The organism is Actinophytocola glycyrrhizae, from assembly GCF_042653545.1.
Classification (GTDB): Bacteria; Actinomycetota; Actinomycetes; order Mycobacteriales; family Pseudonocardiaceae; genus Actinophytocola; species Actinophytocola glycyrrhizae.
Window position 1 is genome coordinate 232,732 of sequence record NZ_JBHSIS010000003.1, and the last position, 16,070, is coordinate 248,801.

A 16,070-nucleotide genomic window follows, 5' to 3' on the forward strand; every position below is an offset into this window, starting at 1 on the left:
GGGGTCACGGCACATGTCTGATGGCTTCGAGTACAACCCCGAAGCGATGCGCGCGTTCGCGGAGGTCTTCAACCAGGCCAGTGCCCAGATGGCGGAGGTGCAGGCCACGGTCGGCCAGACCACCGCCAAGGCGGGCGACTTCGGCCGGGCCCTGGACGAGCAGGGGACGAACTTCGACACGTACATGGCGGCGATCGCGGCGGACCTGGGGAAGCTGTCCACGCATCTCGCCGAGGTCGGCGGCCAGATCGCGCAGGGCGCGGACCTGACCGTCCAGGCCGACACGACCGGGCTGCGGAACGTCGAGGCCGTGCAGATCGACACCCGGGGTGGCGAATGAGGTTCGAGCTGCCGAACGCGGTCGCCGCGATGAACAACGCGGTCGCGGCGGCCGGGGAGGACGGCGACTCCTGGGAGCTCGTCGGTGACCCGTTGACCGAGCTCGTCGACGAGCGCGTGCCCGCCTACGACGAGAAGCTCGACCTGGAGCTCGACCCGTCGCCCGGCGCCAAGCGGGCCGAGGTCTGCACGGTGCGCTGGGGGAAGATCGACAAGGACGTCGCGCGGCTCAACGGTCTCGTCGCCGCCGTGCGCAACGTCGCCGCGGTCATCAAGAGCGGCAAGGACACCATCGCCCACGAGTGGAAGGGCGAGTCGTTCGACGCGTTCCGCACGCAGATCGAGAAGGTCGAGACGACCCTCAACGACTACGCGGCGGCCGTCGAGACCACCGCCGCGGGCATCAGGGCGGCCACCGACGGCAGCCGGGCGCTGTACACCACCTACCGCGACGACACCCTCGAGAAGCACCTGGTGTTCGACCGGTTCTCCCCGCCGGGCGACTGGTGGCGGATGGGCCACGATGACGCCTCGTTCCTCGCCGATCGGTGCGTCTCCCACGACAACTACGTCGCCGACCCCCTCAACTGCGTCTACGACGACGATCCGTGGCGGGGGATCATCGACCGGAAGCTCGTCAACAAGCGCCTGTTCGACCAGCTCGAGAAGTGGGACTGCACCAACAACGGCGAAGTGGTGGTCAGCCAGTACAACTACGTCGTCACGTCCGCGTACGACGAGCGGACGGCCATCCGCGACAAGATCCACGGCTGGTACGTCGCAACGGACGAGCTGAAGGCCAGGGTCCGGGAGGCGTTCGACGCGGCTCTGGAGAACCTGCGGATCATCGCCGAGGTCAAGGTCTTCTCCGCCTTCGCGGTGCCGGGCGCGACCGCCCCGGCGACAGCACCGAGCGGCGATCCGGGCCCAGGGCCGGGCGGTGGCTCGCCAGGACCCGGCGCAGGTCACCCGGGGCCCGGCGGTGGCGAGGTCGCGATGCCCTCGCCAGGCCCCGCCCCGGAGCCACAGCCGATGCCGGAACCCGAGCCTGCCCCGGTCGAGCCCCCCGCCGAACCCGCCGCCGCCGAGCCGGACACCGCGCAGGCCGCCGATCCCGCGACCGTCTCGATCAAGGACGGCGACCGGACGATCTCGGTCAGCAGTCCCGACGGCCAGGGCCAGGTGAAGCTGACCGTCGACGACGGGAGCGGCACCACCAAGTCGTACGCGCTCGATTTCGACGCGGCCAGCGGGCTCGGGCCACAGCCGGGTACCGAAGGGCAGGGTGCCGCGCGGGAAGAGGGCGTGGAGCAGGTGCCCGCCCGCACGGACGGCAAGTGCGTCATCCAGGACGGCGCCGTGACGATCACCGCCGAGCGGCCCCTGTTCGCACCGGACTCGATCTCGATCACCGTGGACGACGGCACCGGTGCACCGAAGTCCTACGCGCTCGACTTCCCGGAGGAACCCGGCACCCCGGCGCCGGGCACGCAGCCCGACCAGCCCGCGGCGGCCACCGAGCCGGGCAGGAAGGAACCGGCTACCCAGCTCCCGGCGACATCGGGACCGGCTGCTCAGCAGGAACAGGCTGCCCAGCCCGCGACCGCGCGGGAACCGGCCGGTCAGCAGGAAGTGGCCCGGCCCGCCGTGCCAGCGGCTCAGCCGGAGGCGGCCCGGTCGGCGGTTTCGACGGCGCAGGGCCCGGCGGCTCACGAGGAAGCGGCCCAGCCCGCGGCAGCGGAAGGCCCGGCGGTTCGGCAGGATGCGGCGCAGTCCGCTGCTTCGGCAGCGCAGGGGCAGGAGGCGGCCCGGTCCGCGGTTTCGGATGCGCAGGGGCCGGTGCCTGAGCCGGCTGCGGCGCAGCCCGCGGCCTCGGTCGCGCAGGGAACGGCGGTCCAGCAGGAAGCGGGGCCGGTCGCGCAGCAGGAGCAGGCCCAGTCGGGTAAGGAGTCGGCGGGCCAGCCGGTCGTGGCCGGGCAGGCGACCCATGCCCAGTCGTGGATCGACGACCAGGGCGGTTCGCTGTCCGGTGTGCTGGAGTCCGGCCAGGACGGTGAGGAGGCCGGGCTCGCGGCCGTGCCGGACGATCCGGCGCCGGAGTCCGAGCCGGAGTCCGAGCCGGAGTCCGAGCCGGAGTCCGAGCCGGAGTCCGAGGCCATGGGCGTGGCGGGTGCGGGCCTGCCGATGCCGGGTGGTGTCGGCGGCGCGGGTGGTGGTGAGCCCGGCCGGGCCGGGTCCGGCTGGAGCGTCCACGGCGACCTGTTCGAGTCCGGTGAGCCCGTCTACAGCATGCACGGCGTGCTGGGTGACGACGATCTCGAGTCGCGGGAGGCGCGGTGAGCCTGCTGGAGGTCGATCCCGACGCCCCTCGGCGCGTCGAGGGGATCACGGCCGCCGGGTTGCGTGCGCTCGGTGAGGTGCGGCAGCGCTCCGAGGACGTCGACAAGGCCACCGACGAGATGTTCGAGCGCCGGGAACGTGCCCGCCAGGAGCTGGACGAGCAGGTCAGACAGGCCGCTGCCCAGGGTGAGAAGCCAGAGGAGAAGGCGGACAAGCCCAAGCCCAAGCGCACGCTCGCCCTCGGCGGTGAGGAGTTCCACCGGGAGGGCAGGCAGGCCGAGGCGCCGACACCCGCCGCGCCACCACCGCCCGCACCCGAACCGGAGAAGAAGGACGAGCCCGCGCGGCCCGGCAAGACGCTCAAGCTCGGCGCCAGGGACGAGGCCGACGAGCCGTCGCCGGAGCCGCGGCCCGTGCGCAGGCCGCGGCCGCAGCGGCCGGCGGGGGACGACGACCTGTCCGGGCGGACCTGGCTTCGGTAGCGGAAGCAAATTCGCCTTGCCGCGCTCGCCGCGACCTGTGGCTGGGTACATTCTGTGCAGATGCGACGGCACCGGTCGGCGTCGGCGCGCGTCGAACCAGGGCAAACCGCGTCAGGGACAGCAGGAGGGGGACTCCGAACGTGAACACGCCGCCGTCCAGCCAGCAGTCGGGGGTACAGGCCCCGGACGGGTACCAGACCAGCACCGAGCAGATGTCGGGTGTCGGCCGGACCATCGCCACCAAGGCCGAGGACGCGAAGGGTGAGATCGCGGAGGTCCAGCCCGCCAAGGTGCAGCCCGCCGAGTTCGGTCAGCACGAGGAGCACCAGGCCTGGCACGCCGACTACGCCGCCGCTGTCGTCCAGCTCGGGACGGGGGCAGGCGCCATGTGCGACAACCTCGTCGCGTTCGCGGGCCAGCTCGACGCCGCGGGTGCCACCTACAGCGACTCCGAGAGCAGCGCCCAGACCAACGTCAACTCGGTTCAGGTCTGACCGTGGCCAGGTCCTGGGAAGAGGTCAAGGGCGTCCTCGACGACCCGTACGTCTCCGCGGACACCAAGGAGGCGCTGCTCGCGGCGTACGCCAGGGAGAACTCCGGGCCGTTCGGGAACGACCTGCCGGACGAGGTCAACGACTACGTCGACGGCACCAAGGCCCACTACGACATCGACGGCGGCGACGCGTTCAACGCCCAGTACCAGAGCACGGACGACCTGTACGAAACCGCGCAGGACGAGTCGGACGAGTCCGGGTACAGCGTCGGACTGAACGACGAGGCCGTCGAAGAGGGCCGCACCGACATCGAGGACATGCGGCTTCCCGAGGAGGGGTCGAGCCTGGGGGTCCAGACCTCGGACGAGATCTTCGAGGCGGCTCGTGACGCGTTGCGGATCTTCCAGGACTTCCTGCCGGTGAATGACAAGGTGCCGTCGGATTCGCTTGGCAGGCAGGGGAAGCTGCAGTTCGAGACGGACATCGTGAAGCGGTACGAGGAACAGCTCGGGATCTCGTTCAAGAACTTCCTCGACGACGCCAGCCGCCTTCGCGCGGCCCACGGCACGCTGAGCGAGCTGAACACCACGACCGAGACAGAGCTGAACAATCTCTACCGGGAGTGGACCGGGCCCGCCGCGAACGCCTCCTACCAGCACTACTCCGAGAAGATCACGCCGAACGTCACCGATCTGCTCGACTACCTGCAGACGGCGCCGGGCATGATCGACACGGCGGTGACGAACATCTTCGCGGCGTGCAAGGACAAGGCGAACGACGTCATCTCGCTGTACCAGAGTTTCGGTGGGACGTTGGGCAGTGCGACGCCGGACGTCGCGGACAAAGTGGTCACGCTCGCGAACGGTGACTTCGACTCGCAGGATCAGGTGCTTGAGGTGGCGGCCTGGGTGGACTCGGTCACCGGCTCCAACCTCGAATCGACGATCCGGTCGGATGACTGCGGGTTGAACGACGAGAACAAGGACTATGTGATCCGTGAGTGCAAGAAGTGGATCCGGGAGTCGTTCAACGAGGATCTCCACGAGACGTTGTGGGTCAGTTTCGACCAGGCGTGCACCGATGCTCTGGAGGCGGTGAACTCGCACTACGAGGCGTTGAACCTGTACCTCAAGGAGTACGAGAACAAGTTCGCCCCCGCCACCGGACCGGGCACCGAGAACCCGAACCAGCCGCCGCCGAACCAGCCGACGACGGACAACCCGTCCACGCCCTCGACGCCCTCGACGCCGTCCACACCTTCGACCCCTTCGACGCCGTCCACCCCATCGACCCCGTCGATGCCCGACGTGCCGACACCGCCGTCGAACACGGACCCGAACGGCCCGGGCAACCCGAACGACCCCGCCGACCCGAACGACCTGTTCACCCCGGACCCGGACGACCCGAACCCGGACGTGCCCACCACGCCGACGGAGGACCAGGAGGAGACGGTCACCATCCAGGACGGGGACCGGGAGATCTCGGTCACCAGCCCGGACGGCCAGGGCATGGTCAAGGTGACGGTCGACGACGGCAGCGGGCAGCCGAAGACGTACACACTCGACTTCGGCGGTCCCGACGCCGCCGTCCCCGGCCAGCCGGGCACGCCAGGGCAGACCGGTGGCGGGCCGCAGGGCGAGTACGGCCCGAACGGCCGCCCGCCGACCGTGCCCGCACCGGACATGCCGATCGAGCCGGGACCGGACGGCACGGCCACGATCACCGACGGGGACCTGACCATCACCGCCCAGCGGCCGGAGGGGCAGCCCGACACGGTGGTCGTGACCGTCGACGACGGCTCCGGCGAGCCGACGACCTACAACCTGGACTACTCCGAGGCGAACACCCAGCCGGACACCGTCACCGGGCGGCCGGTGCCTGGTGCGCTGCCGCAGGAACTGCTGGACGCCAACCGGCAGGTCGACCGGGCCGAGTTCACCCCGGCCGGGCCCGCGCGGACGCCGGAGGCCGAGTTCAGCGCCCGGCCCGCGTTCGGCGAGATGCCGGACCCGGTGCGGGGCGAGCAGATCAGCACGCAGCCCGCGTTCGGTGAGATGCCGCGGGGTGAGCAGGTCAGCACGCAACCGGCCTACGGCGAGATGCCGCAGTCGCTGCGGTCCGAGCAGCCCGCGTTCGCCACGACGGCGTCGGCCGCCAACGACCCGACCATGTCCGGGTTCAACGGTGGCGGCGCGCACTCGCCTGCAGGCGAGGCGGGTTCGTTCGGTGCGCCGGACCAGACACCATCGCCCTACATGCAGGGGTCGAGCGGCGAGGCCGGGCTGCCGACCGCGCCGGACAGCGCCGTGGACAGCGGTCCCGGCTCGCCGTCGGGGCCCGACCAGGCGCATGCTGGAATGGCCGGCGGTGGCATGCCGATGATGGGCGGGGCGCCCGGTGGTGGTGGCGGCGGTGACGCCGAGCGCTCGGGCAGCCAGTGGCGTACCACCGGCGACCTGTTCGACGAGCCGGCGGACCCGCAGCAGTTGCGCAACGCGTTCGGCGGCCAGGACCGCTAGAGGCAAGAGGGGAATCTGATGGGCGCTCACGACCGGGCCGCGGCAGCGCGGGCCAAGATGGCGCAGGTACAGCGGGAGATGGCGGAGCGCCGAGCGCTCCGCGACCGCAACCTCACGCAGAAGCGTGCGCAGTCGCTCGAGGCGTTCAAGAAGCAGGGCCCGGTGATGGCCCAGGTCGCCAAGCACATGGGTGAGCTGGGCCGCCGCCGTGCCCAGGCAGGCGGCTGGGCGACCGAGAAGACGGAGCAGGACAAGGACTTCGTCATGGGCTTCGGCTTCGAGGACGAGGAGCAGTCGAAGGACCCGTACGGCTACCGGCCGCCGCAGCGGCCCGCGAGCACCGACACCCCGCCCGGCGGGATCGGGGTGATCGACGACGAGGCGCCGCCGATGCCGCCGCCCGCGCCGGAGGCACCGTCCGCGCCCGCGCCGCCTGCCCCGCCGCGGCCGCCGCGTGGCCCGCGCAGGCCGGAGCGGCAGGAACTCGACGACGAGGACGACTTCTCCAACCAGTCCAGCTGGATGCAGAACCGGTGAACGCGCTGGTCGCCGAGCGGGCGGACGACATCAAGGCGGTCGTGTGCCGGGTGCTCGAGGTCGACGCCGACGGGGTCGGTCCCGCCGACCACTTCGTCGACGACCTCGGCGCCGACTCCATGAAGCTGATCGAGCTGCTCGCCAACCTGGAGATCGAGTTCGACGTCGAGGTGGACCCGGCCGAGTTCGAACGCCTGGTCAGCCTCGACGGGGTCTACACCGTGCTGAGCGAGGCACTGGAGAAGTGACCCGCGTGGCGGTCACCGGACTCGGCGTGGTGTCCAGCATCGGCACGGGCATCGCCGAGTACACGGCCGGACTGCGGGCCGGGCGCAGCGGTGCGCGGCCCATCGGCGTGTTCGACACCGAGGGCTTCGCGCACCACATCGGTTGCGAGGTAACGGGGTTCGACCCGGAGCGCTGGATCACCGGGCAGCCCGTCGAGGACCTCGGCCGGGCCGCGCGGTTCTCGGTGGCGGCCGCCCGGATGGCGGTCGACGACGCGGGGCTGCCCCTGTCGGGCCGTGGCATGGTGTGCGTGGGCACCACCGACGGCGGCGGCGACGCGGGCGAGCGGATCGCCGAGCACGTCGTGGCCGGCACCGGCATTCCCGTGCGGCTGCCGCGCCGGGTGCCCGCCGCGAGCCTCCCGGTGGCCGTCGCCCGCGAGCTGGGATTGTCCGATGTGGACTGTTCGACGGTCGCGACCGCCTGTGCCGCCGGGAACTACGCGCTGGGCAACGGGTTCGACGCGATCGCGGCCGGGGACGTCGACTTCGCGCTGTGCGGTGGCGCGGACGCCATGTGCCGCATGACGTTCACCGGTTTCTACCGGCTCGGCGCGGTCGACCCGCAGCTGTGCAGACCGTTCGACGTCAACCGCAAGGGCATCCTCACCGGTGAGGGCGCCGGTGTGCTGGTTCTCGAACCGTACGACAGGGCGGTCGCCCGCGGCGCCCGGATCTACGCCGAGGTGCTGGGCTACGGCCTGAACTGCGACGCGCGGCACCCGGTGGCCCCCGACCAGGACAGCGTCGCCGCCTGCATGCGGCTCGCGCTCGACGACGCGGGGGTCACACCGGACCAGGTCGACCTGATCTCCGCGCACGGCACCGGCACGAAAGCCAACGACGCCACCGAGTGCGGCGCGATCCGCGACGTGTTCGGGGCCGCGCCGCCAAGAACGGTGTCGGTGAAGTCCATGCTGGGTCACACCATGGGCGCGGCCAGCGCGCTGTCCGCCATCGCGTGCGCGGTCGCCATCCGCGAGGGTTTCGTCCCGCCCACCATCAACCACACCGAGACCGACCCGGCGTGCGCCATCGACTGCGTGCCGAACACGGCGGTCGAGGCCGACCTGCGGGTCGTGCAGAACAACGCGCTCGCGTTCGGCGGCGACAACGCGGTCGTCCTCTTCGGACGGCCGGCATGACCGGGGTCGTGATCACGGCATGGTCGGCGCTCACCCCGTTCGGCCACGGCAGGGCCGCGTTCGCCGAGGGTGTACGCCGGGGCGAACCCGCCGCGGCCGTGCCGACGAAGGACGACTGGGCGGCGGCACACGCACGCGTGGTGCCGGACTTCGACATCGTCGAGCAGTTGGGCCGCAAGGGCACCAGCTCCATGGACCGCACCAGCGCGCTCGCGATCGCCACGCTCCGCGAGCTGGTGTCCGAGGTGGACGATGCGATCGGCCCGCGCACCGGTGTCGTGCTCGGCACCACCAGCGGCAGCACCCGCACCCAGTTCGAGTTCACCCGCGACTCGCTGACCCGCCGCAAGCCCTACCTCGTCAACCCGGCGCAGATGCCGTTCGCGCTGATGAACTCGGCCGCCGCGCAGTGCGCCATGTGGCACGGCCTGACCGGCCCGAACAGCACGGTCGCCGCGGGCAGGAACTCGGGGCCCGCCGTTCTGCGGTACGCGAGCAGGCTCCTGCGCACCGGCCGGGCGAGCGGTGTGTTCGCGGGTGCCGTCGAGGAGCACAGCGGTGCCCGTGAGCTGCTGGAACCCGGGGGCGGGCTGGGTGAGGCGAGTGTCCTGTTGTTTATGCAAACCGCGCCGGGCGGGAACCGTCCGGCGCTCGCGGAGGTCGTAGCGTTGGACACCAGGTTCGGCGAGCCGCGCCAAGCGCTCGCCGGGTGTCTCGAGCACGTGCTTTCCGGGCTCGCCGTCGACGAGGTGTGGGGACTGGCCACGACCTCGGCGGACCCGGAGTTGGCCGGAGTGGAACGGGAAGTGACGGGTGAGGTGCTGGGCCGGCGGGTCGCGACGGTGGTCCGCCCTGGCCACCTGGTCGGGGACACCGGCGCCGCGAGCGGTGTCCTGGGTGTCGCCGCGCTGCTGGCCGCGGCGGCGGCCGACGTGAGCGCGCGGGACCGGTTCGCGGTGGCCACGTCGGTCGACCGGGACGGCACGGCCGGCGCGGTCGTGCTTCGCTTGACGGGATCGCCGCACGAATTGAGGGGTGAGGGATGAGCAGGTCGTGGGAGGAAGTCAAGGCACTCCTCGACGATCCGTACGTGGACGCCGACACCAAGGAGCACCTGCTCGCGGCGTACCTGACGCAGGAGGGCTACGCCAGCCCCTACGGCACCGGGCTCGGCACCCAGGGCGGGATCCACAACGAGGACGACCTGCCGGAGGACGTACGCGACTACTACGACCAGTACCAGCTCCAGCCCGGCGACTACCAGCAGGGCAGACTCGACGAGGTCTACGAGGACGCGCAGGCGGAGTCGGAGGAACGCGGCTACAGCGCGGGGCTGAACGACGATGCCGTCGAGGAGGGCCGCACCGACATCGAGGACATGCGGCCGCCGTCGGAGGGCTCGACCGTCGGCGTCGAGAAGTCCGACGACATCTTCGAGGCGGCCCGTGACGCGTTGCGGATCTTCCAGGACTTCCTGCCGGTGAATGACAAGGTGCCGTCGGATTCGCTTGGCAGGCAGGGGAAGCTGCAGTTCGAGACCGACATCGTGAAGCGGTACGAGGAGCAGTTGGGGATCTCGTTCAAGAACTTCGTGGACGACGCGGCCAGGTTGCGTGCGGCGTACGGGACGCTGAGCGAGCTGAACACGACGACCGAGACCGAGCTGAACAACCTGTACCGGGAGTGGACGGGTCCGGCCGCGAACGCGTCGTTCCAGCACTACTCGGAGCAGATCACGCCGAACGTGACGGATCTGCTGGAGTTCCTGCAGACGGCGCCGGGCATGATCGACACGGCGGTGTCGAATATCTTCGCGGCGTGCAAGGACAAGGCGAACGACGTCATTTCGCTGTACCAGAGTTTCGGTGGGACGTTGGGCAGTGCGACGCCGGACATCGCGGACAAGGTGGTCACGCTCGCGAACGGTGACTTCGATTCGCAGGATCAGGTGCTCGAGGTGGCGGCCTGGGTGGACTCGGTCACGGGTTCGAACCTGGAGTCGACGATCCGGTCGGATGACTGCGGGTTGAACGACGAGAACAAGGACTATGTGATCCGTGAGTGCAAGAAGTGGATCCGGGAGTCGTTCAACGAGGATCTCCACGAGACGTTGTGGGTGAGTTTCGACCAGGCGTGCACCGATGCTCTGGAGGCGGTGAACTCGCACTACGAGGCGTTGAACCTGTACCTCAAGGAGTACGAGAACAAGTTCGCCCCCGCCGCGCCCGGCACGCAGAACCCCGGTCAGCAGCCGGGCACCCAGAACCCCGGCACCCAGAATCCCGGGACACAGACCCCGTCGGTGTCGACCCCGCCGCCGTCAGGCACCCCCGGTTCGTCCAGCCCCGGTTCACCGGGGTCGCCGTCGATGCCGTCGGTGTCGACGCCGCCCTCGACCACGCCGAGCAGCATCCCGAGCCTGGGGAACCTCCCGACCGACCCGTCGAACGCGACCACGACCCCGTCGGCGACGCCGCTGCCGAGCGTGAACACCCCGGGCAGCAGCACCCCCGGCGCGATCGACCCGGTCACCGGCCTGCCCATCACGGGCGGTGTCCCCGGTTCGTCCGGTGGGCTCGGCGGTCTGCCCGGCGCGGGCGGTGCGCCGAAGGAAGCCACGATCAAGGACGGCAACCGCACGATCACCGTGGGGCAGCCGGACGCCCGCGGCCGCAGCAAGGTGACCGTCGACGACGGCCAGGGCGAGCCGCGTGAGTACGAGGTCGACTTCACCCCGGACGAGCCGGGCGAGACCTACGAGGACGGTGTCCTCAAGGCCGGTCCCGACGGCAAGGTGGTGATCCAGGACGGCGACGCCGCCATCACCCTGGAGCAGCCGCCTGGCCAGAGCGGCCAGATGAAGATGACGGTCGACGACGGCACCCCCACGACCTACGACTTCGACTTCGAAGCGGAAACGGACGTGCCGGGCTCCTCCGGCGGCGGCCTGCCGGACGTGTCGACCCCGTCGAGCCTCGGCGGCGGCCCCGACGGCGGCGGCGCCGGTGGTGTCGGCGGTGGCGGCGCCGGTGGCGGTGGTGTCGGCGGTGGTGGCGGCGGCAGCTTCGGCGGCGCCGAGACGCCGGGCACGTCGTCCCCGTCGGGCCCGGGCACGATGGTCGGCGCACAGGCCCCCGACGGCGGCGAACGCGCAGGCATGGCGGCCGCGGCGGCAGCCGGTGCAGGCGCGGGTGGCGCCGCCGCGGGCGGCTCGGCGGGCGGCGCCCCGATGGGCGGCATGCCGATGGGTGGCATGGGCGGCGGCGGCCAGGGCGGCGGCGACCAGAGCAGGCAGACCAAGTGGCGCACCACCGGCTCCATCTTCGACGACCAGGACCCGGCGTCGAACTTCAGCGGCGTCGTCGGCCGCGACCCGGCAGAGAATCCAAAGGCCCCGAAGCGCTAGCGGACCGCGGGAGGGTGCCGGCCCTCCCGCACCGCCCGCACGATGAGCGGTACCAGGGCGAGCACGACCGCGATACCTCCGGCGATCCAGGCCGTCGTGAGGTCGGACGCGTCTGTGGACCTGGGGTTCACGATCACCGCCACGATGACGCTGATCGCCAGGAGACCGAGGCCGATGGCGTAGCCGTAGCAGAAGAAGGGCAGCGGCCGGGGCCGTTTACCGGCGAGCCGCAACCCGGCGTAGACCAGGGGGACCGACAGCGCGGCAATGATCGGCGGGCCCCAGTTCACCGCCGCGAGACTCCCCGCGGCGAGGGCGAACATCGCGATGCAGCCGACGATACCGAGCTGTTCCGCGGCGGTCTTGGGCTGTTTTGGCTGGTGCGCCCACGGCTGGCCGGTTCCGTACTGCGGGTAGCCGGGCACCGGGGCACCCGTCGGCGGGCCGGGAGGCGGCCCTCCGAAGCCTGGCTGTCGTGTGGGAACGGCCTGCATGCCTGGTGTGCCGACCTGCGGCGCGGGGATGGTGGCCGCGCCGGGCACGGGCGTTCCGGGTATGCCGCCGAGAACGGCATGAGGGCCGGTGGGAACGGCCGGGCGTCCGGCCGGTGGGGCCGACGGCCGGGCCGGTGGCCTCGCGGGCGGGTGAAGGGCCGTCGTGCGAGTTTCTGCCAGCTGGGGTGGCACGTCCCGGGTGCGGAGGCTGGTCCCGTCCTCGTTGACGTGGTGTGCGCCCAGCGCCACCGCGGTCTCCGGCTGGTCCAGGTTCACCGGCACCACCCGCAGCCGTTCGGCGATCAGCGTCGCCACCAACGGGATCCGGCTCGAACCGCCGACCAGGTAGATCCCGGCCAGCTCACGAAGTGACGTCCCAGCCGCCTCGACCGTCGCCGCCAGCACCGCCACGCTCCGCAGCAGGCCTGGCCGGATCAGCGCTTCCAGTTCCGCCCTGGTCACCAGCACGTCGCCGAACGGTTCCGGCAGCGGCACCTCGGTCTGCGGGTGTTCCGACAACGACTCCTTCGCCGCCCGCACGTCCTCGCGCAGCGCCCGTGCTGTCCGCCGGTCGGCGGTGGACTCCGGCCGCAGCAACCGCTGCCAGCTACCGGGATCCCGAACGGACACCTGCCTTCCGATGTGGTCGAGCAGGGCCTGGTCGACGTCGAGACCACCCAGGTCCGTCAGGCCGCCCTCCGCGAGCACGGTCGGACCACCGACCACCGCGACGTCGAACGTCCCCGCACCAAGGTCGTACACCGCGAGCGGCTGGTGCCCGGCGCTGCCGGTGACCGCCGCGAAGTGTGCGGCCGCCGCCACGGGTTCCGGCACGAGCCGCGGGTTGCCAAGGCCCGCCTGCCGAGCCGCGGTCACGAGGATGTTCCGCCGCGCCGCACCCCACTGCGCGGGGTGCGTGAGCCGCACCTCCTCCGGGCGCGCACCGTTCAGCTGCCTGCCCACCTCGGCTGTCACCTTGCCGAGCACCGCGCCGAGCGCGACGGTCACCGGCACGACCGAGTCACCCAACAGCAGCGAGCCGTCGTCGACCCGGCGCTTCGGGTTCGGCTCGTACCTGGCAGGCGTCAGCCGGGCCCGCCGGTCCGCCTCCCGGCCGACGACCAGCGTTCCGTCCTCGGCGGCGAAGACCGCCGACGGCATGGTCGACGCGCCTTCGACCTCCACCACCCTCGGTGGCCGGTCGAGCGCCGAGAGCACGGCGACGGTATTGGACGTGCCGAGGTCCACGGACAGCACGTTCACCTCAGAATCCCCCCAAGAAACTGGCTGTCAGGCCACGAGTTCGGTCGTGTCCTCGATCGGGGCGCCCTTGACGTCGGCCGCCAGCAGGGGCCGGAACCGGTCCTCGCCCGCGAGGTGGACCAGGAAGAACGCCGTCAGCAGCGCCCGCGACAACCGCAGCGCCGCGTGGTTGGACGAGCCCGGGATCAGCAGGCCCGTCCAGTGCCTGCCCTCGGCGAAGCCCATGTGGTCCACCTTCGGCAGCACCCGCAGCTGTGTCTCGCCGCCCCAGTTCGCCGCGATCAGCCGGGAGTGGCCCACCGGCGGCGCGACCAGGTCGGCGCCGCCTGCCAGGTGCAGCGACGGCATCGAGCACCGGGCCGCGGCGTCTGTCGCGAACGGCTTGACCTGCGACGCGGCCATGGTCGCCACCGCGCGGACCCGGGTGTCGTCGGCCGCGGCCAGGACCGCCGCGCCCGCGCCGGTCGAGTGACCGGCGAGCGCGAGCCTCGACTGGTCGACGCTGATGTCGCCCGCACCGAGCCGCACGCCGACGCACACGTCCAGCGCGGTCCGCAGGTCGGCGGCGTACAGGCGCGCCGAACCCAGCGGGCTGCGCTGCGTGCCGGGCGCGGCGACCACGAAGCCCCACGACGCGAGGTGCCGGAACAGCCCGAGGTACCGCGCGGGCGGCTGCATCCAGCCGTGCCCGAACGCGACCGCGGGCAGTCCGAGGCCGGACCGGGGGGCCAGCACCAGCCCAGGCAGCCCGACCAGCGCGAGGTCCCCGCGCAACACCTGGTGCGGGCCGCGGTGGGTCAGTTCCTCCAGCAGGTGCTTGGGCTTGGACGCCATGGCCGGAACGATAGCGGCCACGGGACCCGGCGGGCCTGTCGGCGCGGCGAGATAGCCTCTTCCGCATGTGCGGAATCGTGGGATACGTGGGTCACCGGCAGGCCCTCGACGTCGTGGTCGACGGGCTTCGCCGCCTGGAGTACCGCGGATACGACTCGGCAGGCGTCGCCGTGCTGACCGGTCCGGGGAGCCTCGCGGTGGAGCGGAAGGCAGGTCGGCTCGCCAACCTCGAGAACCGCCTCGACGAGGTCGGCAGGGGTGGGTTCGCCGGTACGGCCGGTATGGGGCACACGCGGTGGGCGACCCACGGGCCGCCGGTGGACCGCAACGCGCACCCGCACCGCGACGCCACCCAGCGGGTCGCCGTGGTGCACAACGGCATCATCGAGAACTTCGCGGCGCTGCGTGCCGAGCTGGAGGCCGACGGCGTCGAGCTGACCAGCGACACCGACACCGAGACCGTCGCCCACCTGGTCGGCCGCGCCTACGCGGAAGGCCCGGCCAAGGGCGACCTGCCCGCCTGCCTGCGGGCGGTCTGCCAGCGGCTTTCCGGTGCGTTCACGCTGGTCGTCACGCACGTCGACGAGCCGGACACGATCGTCGCGGCGCGCCGGTCCTCGCCGCTGGTGGTCGGGGTCGGCGAGGGTGAGACGTTCGTCGCGTCCGACGTGGCCGCGTTCATCGAGTACACCCGCGACGCCGTGGAGCTCGGCCAGGACCAGGTCGTCACGATCAGCCGGGACGGCTACCACGTCACCGACCTGGCCGGTGCGCAGGCGCCGACCCGCCCGTTCCACGTCGACTGGGACCTGTCGGCCGCCGAGAAGGGCGGCCACGAGTACTTCATGCTCAAGGAGATCGAGGAGCAGCCCGCCGCGCTGGCCGACACGCTGCGCGGCCACTTCGTCGACGGCCGGATCATCCTCGACGAGCAGCGCATGACCGACCAGGACCTCCGCGACGTCGACAAGGTGTTCGTGGTCGCGTGCGGCAGCGCCTACCACTCCGGGCTGGTCGCGAAGTACGCCATCGAGCACTGGACGCGGCTGCCCGTGGAGGTGGAGCTGGCGTCCGAGTTCCGCTACCGCGACCCGGTGCTGGACCGCGCGACGCTGGTCGTGGCCGTTTCGCAGTCCGGCGAGACCGCCGACACCCTCGAGGCCGTGCGGCACGCCCGCGACCAGAAGGCCCGCGTGCTGGCCGTCTGCAACACCAACGGCGCGCAGATCCCGCGGGAGTCCGACGCCGTGCTGTACACGCACGCCGGGCCGGAGATCGGGGTCGCGTCGACCAAGGCGTTCCTCGCGCAGGTCGCCGCGAACCTGATGGTCGGGCTCGCGCTCGCGCAGGCCCGCGGCACCAAGTACCCGGACGAGGTGGCCCGCGAGTTCCGTGAGCTGGAGGCCATGCCGGAGGCCGTCGCGAAGGTGCTCGGCACGGTCGAGCGGGTCCGTGAGCTCGGCCGGTCGCTCGCCGACTCGAAGGCGGTGCTGTTCCTCGGCCGCCACGTCGGCTACCCGGTGGCGCTGGAGGGTGCGCTCAAGCTCAAGGAGCTGGCGTACATGCACGCCGAGGGGTTCGCGGCCGGTGAGCTGAAGCACGGGCCGATCGCGCTGATCGAGGAGGGCCTGCCGGTCGTCATCGTGATGCCCTCGCCCAAGGGCCGGGCCGTGCTGCACGCGAAGATGGTGTCGAACATCTCGGAGATCCAGGCCCGCGGCGCCCGCACGATCGTGCTGGCCGAGGAGGGCGACGAGACGGTCGCGCCGTTCGCGGACGAGCTGATCGAGATCCCGGCGGTGCCGACGCTGCTGCAGCCGCTGGTGGCGACGGTGCCGCTGCAGGTGCTGTCGGCGGAGATCGCGCGGGCCCGCGGCTACGACGTGGACAAGCCCCGCAACCTCGCCAAGTCCGTCACGGTGGAGTGACC

At 71.7% G+C, this 16,070-nt stretch carries 13 protein-coding genes; 11 read left to right on the top strand and 2 right to left on the bottom strand.

Annotated elements, in window-relative coordinates; translation table 11 throughout:
- Nucleotides 1–13: 13 nt before the first annotated feature.
- The 10 genes from ACFPCV_RS07220 to ACFPCV_RS07265 all read left to right on the top strand — a co-directional run bounded on the left by ACFPCV_RS07220 (nucleotide 14) and on the right by ACFPCV_RS07265 (nucleotide 11,549).
- Nucleotides 14–340, top strand: coding sequence for a hypothetical protein (locus ACFPCV_RS07220; protein ID WP_378055259.1), 327 nt, complete (start codon nucleotides 14–16; stop codon nucleotides 338–340).
- On the top strand, nucleotides 337–2,679 hold the full coding sequence (locus ACFPCV_RS07225) for a hypothetical protein (protein ID WP_378055260.1): 2,343 nt from the start codon (nucleotides 337–339) through the stop codon (nucleotides 2,677–2,679). The genes ACFPCV_RS07220 and ACFPCV_RS07225 overlap by 4 nt, the downstream gene beginning before the upstream one ends.
- Complete coding sequence (locus ACFPCV_RS07230) at nucleotides 2,676–3,161, top strand: hypothetical protein (RefSeq protein ID WP_378055261.1); 486 nt, start codon at nucleotides 2,676–2,678, stop codon at nucleotides 3,159–3,161. Before ACFPCV_RS07225 ends, ACFPCV_RS07230 begins: the two co-directional genes overlap by 4 nt.
- A 140-nt stretch (nucleotides 3,162–3,301) precedes the next feature.
- Nucleotides 3,302–3,655, top strand: coding sequence for a hypothetical protein (locus tag ACFPCV_RS07235; RefSeq protein ID WP_378055262.1), 354 nt, complete (start codon nucleotides 3,302–3,304; stop codon nucleotides 3,653–3,655).
- 2 nt (nucleotides 3,656–3,657) lie between these two features.
- Nucleotides 3,658–6,174: a hypothetical protein gene (locus tag ACFPCV_RS07240; RefSeq protein ID WP_378055263.1), complete on the top strand. Its 2,517-nt coding sequence runs from the start codon at nucleotides 3,658–3,660 to the stop codon at nucleotides 6,172–6,174.
- A gap of 18 nt (nucleotides 6,175–6,192) precedes the next feature.
- Entirely contained in the window at nucleotides 6,193–6,711 is a 519-nt protein-coding gene (locus tag ACFPCV_RS07245) for a hypothetical protein (protein WP_378055264.1), read from the top strand.
- Complete coding sequence (locus tag ACFPCV_RS07250; protein ID WP_378055265.1) at nucleotides 6,708–6,959, top strand: acyl carrier protein; 252 nt, start codon at nucleotides 6,708–6,710, stop codon at nucleotides 6,957–6,959. The genes ACFPCV_RS07245 and ACFPCV_RS07250 overlap by 4 nt, the downstream gene beginning before the upstream one ends.
- Nucleotides 6,956–8,143 carry a beta-ketoacyl-[acyl-carrier-protein] synthase family protein gene (locus ACFPCV_RS07255; protein WP_378055266.1) on the top strand — a complete coding sequence of 396 codons (1,188 nt, stop codon included), beginning with the start codon at nucleotides 6,956–6,958 and terminating at the stop codon, nucleotides 8,141–8,143. Before ACFPCV_RS07250 ends, ACFPCV_RS07255 begins: the two co-directional genes overlap by 4 nt.
- Complete coding sequence (locus ACFPCV_RS07260; protein WP_378055267.1) at nucleotides 8,140–9,189, top strand: beta-ketoacyl synthase N-terminal-like domain-containing protein; 1,050 nt, start codon at nucleotides 8,140–8,142, stop codon at nucleotides 9,187–9,189. Before ACFPCV_RS07255 ends, ACFPCV_RS07260 begins: the two co-directional genes overlap by 4 nt.
- The gene (locus ACFPCV_RS07265; RefSeq protein ID WP_378055268.1) at nucleotides 9,186–11,549 is read left to right on the top strand and encodes a WXG100 family type VII secretion target; all 2,364 of its coding nucleotides are present in this window, start codon (nucleotides 9,186–9,188) and stop codon (nucleotides 11,547–11,549) included. The genes ACFPCV_RS07260 and ACFPCV_RS07265 overlap by 4 nt, the downstream gene beginning before the upstream one ends.
- Here the strand turns inward: ACFPCV_RS07265 and ACFPCV_RS07270 are convergent.
- Together ACFPCV_RS07270 and ACFPCV_RS07275 are read right to left on the bottom strand one after the other, a co-directional pair.
- Complete coding sequence (locus ACFPCV_RS07270; protein ID WP_378055269.1) at nucleotides 11,546–13,306, bottom strand: Hsp70 family protein; 1,761 nt, start codon at nucleotides 13,304–13,306, stop codon at nucleotides 11,546–11,548. The two genes, ACFPCV_RS07265 and ACFPCV_RS07270, sit on opposite strands and share 4 nt — an antisense overlap.
- Before the next feature lie 27 nt (nucleotides 13,307–13,333).
- Complete coding sequence (locus ACFPCV_RS07275; protein ID WP_378055270.1) at nucleotides 13,334–14,140, bottom strand: dienelactone hydrolase family protein; 807 nt, start codon at nucleotides 14,138–14,140, stop codon at nucleotides 13,334–13,336.
- Between the two features lie 65 nt (nucleotides 14,141–14,205).
- On the opposite strand from ACFPCV_RS07275, the gene glmS reads away from it, so the two are divergent.
- Nucleotides 14,206–16,068, top strand: a complete 1,863-nt coding sequence (gene glmS, locus ACFPCV_RS07280) for a glutamine--fructose-6-phosphate transaminase (isomerizing) (RefSeq protein ID WP_378055271.1) — start codon at nucleotides 14,206–14,208, stop codon at nucleotides 16,066–16,068.
- Nucleotides 16,069–16,070: the final 2 nt, after the last annotated feature.